The sequence below is a fragment of the Streptomyces sp. NPDC059567 genome, from assembly GCF_042735655.1.
GTDB lineage: Bacteria > Actinomycetota > Actinomycetes > Streptomycetales > Streptomycetaceae > Streptomyces.
The window spans coordinates 1-8,245 of sequence record NZ_JBHWBS010000156.1; the positions used below are offsets into that span (position 1 = coordinate 1).

Annotated in this window: 7 protein-coding genes; 6 read left to right on the forward strand and 1 reads right to left on the reverse strand. The window is 72.4% G+C overall.

All coding sequences use genetic code 11. The features are described 5' to 3' along the window. The first annotated feature begins 137 nt into the window (after positions 1–137). From ACFVZW_RS35670 to ACFVZW_RS35695, 6 genes are all read left to right on the forward strand, one after another. Positions 138–1,121, forward strand: coding sequence for an ADP-ribosylation family protein (locus ACFVZW_RS35670; RefSeq protein ID WP_384530558.1), 984 nt, complete (start codon positions 138–140; stop codon positions 1,119–1,121). 112 nt (positions 1,122–1,233) lie between these two features. Next, entirely contained in the window at positions 1,234–2,262 is a 1,029-nt protein-coding gene (locus ACFVZW_RS35675) for a LacI family DNA-binding transcriptional regulator (protein WP_384530560.1), read from the forward strand. Between the two features lie 156 nt (positions 2,263–2,418). After that, positions 2,419–3,723: an extracellular solute-binding protein gene (locus tag ACFVZW_RS35680; RefSeq protein WP_384530562.1), complete on the forward strand. Its 1,305-nt coding sequence runs from the start codon at positions 2,419–2,421 to the stop codon at positions 3,721–3,723. 188 nt (positions 3,724–3,911) lie between these two features. Then, a complete protein-coding gene (locus tag ACFVZW_RS35685; protein ID WP_384530564.1) occupies positions 3,912–4,880 on the forward strand; it encodes a carbohydrate ABC transporter permease in 969 nt (322 codons plus the stop codon). After that, a complete protein-coding gene (locus ACFVZW_RS35690; protein ID WP_383562275.1) occupies positions 4,877–5,716 on the forward strand; it encodes a carbohydrate ABC transporter permease in 840 nt (279 codons plus the stop codon). Before ACFVZW_RS35685 ends, ACFVZW_RS35690 begins: the two co-directional genes overlap by 4 nt. 80 nt (positions 5,717–5,796) lie before the next feature. Continuing rightward, positions 5,797–7,164 (forward strand): GH1 family beta-glucosidase, encoded by a 1,368-nt coding sequence (locus tag ACFVZW_RS35695; RefSeq protein ID WP_384530566.1) that lies wholly within the window; start codon positions 5,797–5,799, stop codon positions 7,162–7,164. Here the strand turns inward: ACFVZW_RS35695 and ACFVZW_RS35700 are convergent. After that, positions 7,139–8,056, reverse strand: a complete 918-nt coding sequence (locus ACFVZW_RS35700; protein WP_384530568.1) for an oxygenase MpaB family protein — start codon at positions 8,054–8,056, stop codon at positions 7,139–7,141. The two genes, ACFVZW_RS35695 and ACFVZW_RS35700, sit on opposite strands and share 26 nt — an antisense overlap. Between the last annotated feature and the right edge of the window lie 189 nt (positions 8,057–8,245).

Genomic DNA, 8,245 nt, shown 5'->3' on the forward strand with positions numbered 1-8,245 from the left:
GGGGGGCGCGTCTTTGTTTCTCCCCCCCGGCCCGGGGGGGGGCCGCCCCGCCCGGCCCCCCGGGGGGGGGGGGGGCCGCGCCCGTACGCCGTGGGTAGGCTCGGCCCTCACAGGCGACCGGAGGGTGGGAGCACAGCGTGGCCGAGACGGAGCGGTACGGCGATCCGGCGGTGCGGGAGGCCGTGGCGGGGCGGATCGCCGCGGAGTGGGGGCTCGAACTGCCCGGCTCCTTCTTCCGGTTCCTCGACTTCCTGGCCGCCCTCGGCCCGGCCGAGGAGCGGGCGCTGCGGGACCTGGAGCTCGCGCCGTACGGCGTCATGGACCTGTTCGTGGATCCCTCGGCGCTCCCCCGCGGGGGTCTCGACATCCGGGCGCACGGGCGGTACTACCGCGATCCTCCGGAGTTCCTCACGTTCCTGCACGGCGGGTCGGACGGACTCCACTACGGGCTCTGGTCCGACGACGGGCGCACCTGCGACGGAGTCGCCTCGTACTACTCCCACGACGGCGGCGACATCGAGCGGCGCCACCGCACACCGCTGGAGGCGGTGCGGGCGCGGATCGAGCGGGCGGAGCGGGACCTGGCGGAGTACGCGGCCGACGGGGACGGGGCGGAGGTCGCGCGCCTCGCGGATCTCGGGCGGCTTCGGGTGACCCTGACGGGCTTCGAGACCGGCGAGCGCACGGAGACGGGCCTCGCGTACTCCCATGCGTACGACGCCCGCCGGCCGGACGTGGACCCCGACCGGGTCACGACCCTGGATGGTGCGGGAGCGCTGGTGTCTGGTGCGACGGCACTGGACCGTCCACCGCACAACGGGGCCGACGAGTACCGCTTCGGCACCTTCATGGAGAAGCTGTTCGAGGACGCGGAGTCGCTGCGCGCGGCCCGCGACGAGGCCCTGCGGCGGGCGGCCGCCGACGATCCGACGGAGGCGCTGGTGCTCGGACGGGACCTGCACTGGGCCTCGTACGGCGAACCGGACCGCGAGGAGTACGCATGCGAGCTCCTGGCCGTCGCGTACCGCGACCTCGGCCGCCCGGCCCTCGCGACGATCGCGGCAACCCACCACCGCCACCGCGCACTCGCCCACGTGGACGTGCTGGGGCCTGCGCGCTGAGCAGCCACCGCCGACCCCGAGAGCGCTTTCCCCGGACGGACCCGCCCGCCCGCCACCGGATACCCTCGACGCTGTCAGCGCCGTCACCCACCGTGTCCGTGAGGAGCCACCCTTGAGCGAGTCGACGTCCGGGACGCGTCCGACCCTGGAAGCCGTCGCCGCGCGCGCCGGGGTGTCCCGGGCGACGGTGTCCCGCGTCGTCAACGGCGGGGCCGGGGTCCGCGAGGCCCTGGCCGAGAAGGTGCGCAAGGCCGTCGAGGAGCTCGGCTACATCCCCAACCACGCGGCGCGGACCTTGGTGACCCGGCGCAACGGCGCCGTCGCCGTGATCATCGCCGAGCCCGAGTTCCGGATCTTCTCGGACCCGTTCTTCGAGCAGCAGGTGCGCGGGATCAGCCGTGAACTCACCTTGCACGACGCCCAGTTGGTGCTGCTCTGGGTCGAGGGCCCGGGCGATCACGAGCGGATCGCGCGCTATCTCGGGGGTGGCCACGTCGACGGCGCGCTGGCGTTCTCGCTCCACAACGACGACGAACTCCCCGAGATCGTCCGGCGCGTCCAGGTGCCCACGGTCTACGGCGGGCGCCCGGGCTGGACCGGCCCCGAGGGCGAGCCGCCGGTCCCGTACGTCGACTGCGACAACCGCGGCGGGGCCCGCGCCGCCGTGCGCCACCTCCGCTCGCTCGGCCGCCGGAACATCGCGCACATCACCGGCCCGCGCGACCAGACCTCCGCGCTCGACCGCCTCGACGGCTACCGGGACGAGCTGCCGGACGCCGGGCCCGACCTGGTGGCCGAGGGCGCGTTCACGGCGGAGAGCGGGGCCCGGGCGATGAGCGAGTTGCTGGCCCGCCGCCCCGACCTGGACGCCGTGTTCGCGGCCAACGACCTGATGGCCTCGGGAGCGTTGCGGGTCCTGCGCGAGCAGGGCCGCCGGGTGCCCGAGGACGTGGCGCTCGTGGGCTTCGACGACATGCTCCAGGTGGCCGAGGCGACGGATCCCCCGCTCACGACGGTCCGTCAGGACATCGAGGGCATGGGCCGGTTGATGGTACGGCTCCTGATGCGCACCCTCGACGGTGCGGGCGTCGCCGAGCCCGTGATCACGCCGACCGAGCTGGTCCGGCGCGCCTCCGCGTGACGACCGCGCCCCGGAACGCCGTGTAAGGGCCTTGAACTCCGGGGCGAACAGCCCTGGTACATCGAGCTGTTACGCGTTCGACTCTTGACGGGAACCTCGATGGAGAGGCACGCTCCTGACGCATTCCTGAGAGCGCTCTCAAGACGGAGGCTTCCCATGCCCACTGCCCGATCCGCCCGATCGACCGCCGCACGTCTCGGCGCCGTCGTCCTCACCGGCGCCCTGCTCGCCGCCTGCGGATCCGGGGGATCCGACGGCGCCTCCGACGATGCGGGCGGCAAGGTCACGATCACCGTCGACCTCTACGGCTCCTTCGGCTACAAGGAGGCCGGACTGTACGCCGCGTACGAGAAGCTCCACCCGAACGTCACCATCAAGCAGACCGACACCGAGGACGAGCAGGACTACTGGAAGTCGCTCCAGACCCGGCTGGCCGGCGGGGGCGGACTCGCCGACGTCCAGGGCCTGGAGGTCGGCCGGATCGCCTCGGTCACCCAGCAGCAGTCGGACAAGTTCGAGGACCTGACGAAGTACGGCGCGGACGCCCTGAAGAGCCAGTTCGCCGACGCCAAGTGGTCCGCCGCGACCACCAAGGACGGGAAGGTCCTCGGCCTCGGCACCGATGTCGGCCCGGAGGCCGTCTGCTACCGCACCGACCTCTTCAAGCAGGCCGGACTCCCCGTCGACCGCACCGAGTTGGCTCAGAAGTGGGCCACCTGGGACGGCTATCTGGAGCTCGGCCGGCAGTACAAGGCCAAGGCTCCGGCCAAGAGCGCGTGGATGGACAGCGTCGGCAGCCTCTTCACCGTCATGATCGGCCAGGAGAAGGAGCGGTACTACGACGCCTCGGGCAAGCTGATCTACGCCGAGAGCCCGGCCGTGAAGACGGCCTGGGAGACCTCGGCGAAGGCCGCGCAGGAGGGGCTGAGCGCCAAGCTCGACCAGTGGTCGCCGCAGTGGAACCAGGCGTTCTCCACCGGCTCCTTCGCGACGCTCCCCTGCCCCGCGTGGATGCTCGGCTACATCAAGGGCCAGGCCGGCGACGCGGGCAAGGGCAAGTGGGACATCGCCAAGCTGCCCGGCGGCGCCGGGAACTGGGGCGGCTCCTACCTCTCCGTGCCGCGTGCCGCGAAGCACAAGAAGGAGGCGTACGAGCTGATCAAGTGGCTCACCGCCCCCGAGCAGCAGGCCACCCTCTTCACCAAGCAGGGCAACTTCCCCTCCTCGACCGGCGCCATCGCCAAGGTCGCGTCGGCGACGGACCCGTACTTCTCCGGTGCGCCGATCGGTCAGATCTTCGGTGACGCGGCCAAGGCGGCTCCGGTGCAGGTGCTCGGGGTCCACGACAAGAACGTCGCCGACCAGATCACCAACGCGCTGAGCGAGGTGGAGCGCAAGGGCACCAGCCCGGAGAAGGCGTGGTCGAACGCGCAGAAGGGCGTCGAGAACGCCATCGGCTGAGTGCCGGGGCGGTGCCCGGCTTCGGCCCCCGCCCCGGGCGCGGGCGACGGCGCGTCGTCGTCGCACCGCCGCCCGTGCCGGGCGGCCCGCGAGCACCCCGGCCCCGCCCCGGCCGGCCGCCTCCGCCCCACCGCGCCCGGCCGGCCCGCCTCCACCGCATCCCTCCCGACCATCCGAAGGGCCGCACCGTGACCCTCACCGCCTCCGGGCCCGCGACGGCGCCCGTCCCGCCGCCGCAGGCCCGGTCCACCCGCCGCGCGCCACGCCGCAGGTGGGCCGCCCTCGTCCCGTACGCCTATCTCGCCCCGTTCTTCACCCTGTTCGCGGCGTTCGGCCTCTTCCCGCTCCTCTACACCGCCTTCGTCTCGCTCTACCGGGTCGAGCTGCAGACCCCCGGCGACATGGAGTGGCGTGGCCTCGGCAACTACGCGGCGCTGCTCACCGACGAGTTCTTCTGGACCGCGCTGCGCAACACCTTCACCATCGGGGTCCTGTCGACGGTGCCGCAGCTCGCCATGGCGCTCGGCCTCGCGCATCTGCTCAACTACAAGTTGCGGGGCCGGACGTTCTTCCGTACGGCGATGCTGCTGCCGTACGCGACCTCCGTGGCCGCCGCCACGCTCGTCTTCGCCCAGCTCTTCGGCCGTGACTTCGGGCTCGTCAACTACGCCCTCTCCCTGGTCGGTTTCGGCCCCGTCGACTGGCAGAACGGCACACTGGCCTCGCAGATCGCCGTCTCCTCGATCGTCGTCTGGCGCTGGACCGGCTACAACGCCCTGATCTATCTCGCCGGGATGCAGTCCATCCCCGCCGAGCTGTACGAGGCGGCGGAGATGGACGGCGCCTCACGGTGGCGGCAGTTCATCCACGTCACCCTGCCCGGGCTGCGCCCGACGATCGTCTTCACCACGGTCGTCTCCACCATCGGCGCGACCCAGCTCTTCGGTGAGCCGCTGCTCTTCGAAGGCTCGGTCTCGGGCGGCATCTCGCACCAGTACCAGACCCTCGGGCTCTATCTGTACGAACAGGGCTGGGGCTTCTTCCACCTGGGCCGGGCCGCCGCCATCGCCTGGCTGATGTTCCTGCTGATCCTCGTCCTGGTCGGGGTCAACGCCCTGCTCCTGCGCCGCCGTTCACGGAAGGAGGGCCGGGCATGAGCGTGCGCGTCGCGGGCCGTACGGGCCACGGGGGCCGGATCACGTACGCGATCCTGGTCCTGGCCGTTCTCGTCTCCGCCTTCCCCTTCTACTGGACGATCGTCGCCGCCAGCCGCTCCAACGCCGATCTGGCGCAGGTGCCGCCGACCCTGCTGCCGGGGCCGAACCTCTTCCGGAACTTCGAGGCGGTCATGGAGGAGGCCGACATCGGCACGGCGCTCCTCAACTCCCTCGTGGTCTCGGGCTCCATCACGGTCGGCACGGTGCTCTGCTGCACACTGGCCGGGTTCGCCTTCGCCAAGCTGCGCTTCCGCGGCCGGGGCGCACTGCTCGCGATCACGGTCGGCACGATGATGATCCCGCCCCAGCTCGGGGTGATCCCGCTCTTCATGCTGATCGCCGAGCTGGGCTGGGTGAACCAGCTGCAGTCCGTGATCCTGCCCGGTCTCGTCTCCGCCTTCGGTGTCTTCTTCATGCGCCAGTACCTGGTCCAGTCGCTCCCGGACGAGCTGATCGAGGCGGCGCGGGTCGACGGGGCGTCCTCCGCCCGGATCTTCTGGTCGATCGTGGTGCCCGTCGCCCGGCCCGGTATGGCGGTGCTCGGGCTGCTCACCTTCATGGCCGCCTGGAACGACTTCTTCTGGCCGATCGTCGCGCTGTCCTCGCAGGAGCCGACGGTGCAGGTCGCGCTGCGTCAGCTCGGCGGCGGCTACGTCCACGACCAGTCCGTGATCATGGCGGGCACGCTGCTCGGCACCCTGCCGGTGCTGCTCGTCTTCGGCCTGCTCGGCCGGCAGATCGTGGGCGGCATCATGCAGGGCGCCGTCAAGGGCTGAGCCGACGCCGGGCGGCCGTTCGCCGGAGCCGTACAGGACCGACCCGTATCTCCCCTCACTCTCACAGGAGTTCTCCGTTCATGAACGCTCTCTTCCCTGACGGATTCCGCTGGGGCGCGGCCACCGCCGCGTACCAGATCGAGGGCGCGGCGGCCGAGGACGGCCGTACCCCGTCCATCTGGGACACCTTCAGCCGTACGCCGGGCAAGGTGCGCAACGGCGACACGGGTGACATCGCCGCCGACCACTACCACCGGATGCGCGAGGACGTCGCCCTGATGCGGGGGCTGGGCCTGACGGACTACCGCTTCTCCCTCTCCTGGTCCCGGATCCAGCCGACCGGGCGGGGACCGGCCGTGCAGAAGGGGCTCGACTTCTACCGCGCCCTGGCGGACGAGCTGCTCGAGTCAGGCATCCGTCCCGTCGCGACCCTCTACCACTGGGATCTCCCCCAGGAGCTGGAGGACGCGGGCGGCTGGCCGGAGCGTGCGACCGCCGAGCGCTTCGCCGAGTACGCGGGCCTCGCCGCGGAGGCGCTCGGCGACCGGATCACCACCTGGACGACCCTCAACGAGCCCTGGTGCGCCGCCTTTCTGGGCTACGGCTCCGGGGTGCACGCCCCGGGCCGCACCGACGACGGTGCCGCTCTGCGCGCCGCCCACCATCTCAACCTGGCCCACGGTCTGGCCGCCGGTGTGCTGCGCGAGTCCCTGCCGTCCACGGCGGAACTCTCCCTGACCCTCAACCTCCATGCGATCAGGGCCCATTCGGATGCCCCGGAGGACGTGGACGCCGCCCGCCGGATCGACGCCGTCGGGAACCGGATCTTCCTCGACCCGGTCTTCCACGGCCGTCTGCCGGCCGATCTGGTCGAGGACACGCGGCGGATCACGGACTGGTCCTTCGTCCTGGACGGCGACCTGGAGGCGATCTCCACACCGATCGACTCGCTCGGGATCAACTACTACTCCCCCTCCGTCGTCGCCGCCGGCACCTCGGAGTCCCCCTCGCCCTGGCCGGGCGCGCCGGACCGGGTACGGTTCCTGCCCGCGCACGGGCCGCGCACGGCGATGGACTGGCCGGTGGACCCGGACGGCCTGTACGAGCTGCTGGTCCGGCTGCGCGACGAGCTGCCGGGCGTACCGCTGCTGATCACCGAGAACGGCGCCGCGTACGACGACTACGCCGACCCGGAGGGCGACGTCCACGACCCGGAGCGGGTGGCGTACGTCGACGCGCATCTCGCGGCCGTGCACCGGGCGATCGCCGACGGCGCGGATGTGCGCGGGTACTTCCTGTGGTCGCTCCTGGACAACTTCGAGTGGGCCTACGGCTACGGCAAGCGCTTCGGCATCGTGCACGTGGACTTCGCGAGCCAGCGCCGTACGCCGAAGGACAGCGCGCGCTGGTACGCGGAGGTGATCAGGCGCGGCGGGCTGTCCCGCTGAGCCTCGCCGCGCGGCGCGCCTCGCGGGCGAGCGGCAGGTAGCGCAGCCGCTCGGGGAGTACGGGCACCACGGCCCGTACGACCCGGGCGAACCGGCGCAGCCGGCGCTCCTGCGCGTCGGTCCACTCCAGGCCGACGGCCTCGCGGGCGTCCGGCGGCATCAGGCCGACGGTGACAAAGGAGCGGAAGCGGGCGAGGCGGGGCAGGAGCACCGGCCACAGCGCCTTGAGCAGCAGCCGCAGTGGCAGGGGGCCACGGTCGGGCGGGGGCACCGGCTGGTCGGTGGCGACGAGCTCGCGCAGGACGACGGTGGCCTCCAGCTCGCCGAGCATCTTGCGGTAGTACGGCCAGAACTCCTCGATCGTCTGCGGCATGTCCCGGTCGTGGATGCCGAGGATGCGGCCGACCTGGAGCCACTCGGCGTAGAGCCTGCGCTCCTGGGCTTCGGTGAGCGGGCGGTGCAGGAGGCTCAGTCCGTGGTGGTAGACGGGGAAGCCGGTGGCGTGGACCCAGGCGTAGTTCGACGGGGTGAGCGCGTGGTAGCGGCGGCCGTGGGCGTCGGTGCCCTGGATGGTCCGGTGGAGCTGCCGGAGCCGGCGCCCCTCCTCGGCCGCGCCCTCGCCCCCGTAGACCCAGAGCTGCGCGGAGCGCAGCGAGCGCTCGCCGCGGCCCCAGGGGTCGGTGCGGAAGACGGAGTACTGGTCGACGCCCGCGCCGACGGCGGGGTGGGCGACCTGGAGGGCGAGCGCGGAGGGCAGCATCAGCAGGCCCCGGACGTCCCCCGCGACGCTCCACAGCACTCCGCCGACGGGCGGCGGCTCGGGCGCGGTCTCCTTCGGGCCTCCGTCCGTGGCGGGCCGGGTGGGCCCGACGGGCCTGGTCGGTCCGGTCATGGGCACTCTCCTCACGTTCTCAGCGTGCCCCGACCGGGCCTTTCCGGCAAAGGGCGCACATGGGTCGGGGCCGCGTCCCGGGCCGCGGCGCGCGCGGCCGCGTACAGGTCACGGAGGGGGTGGTTTACACAGCTGTCGCGGCCGACGGGAGTGGGGGGGTATAGCTCGGTGGGGGCGGGTGGCGGCAAC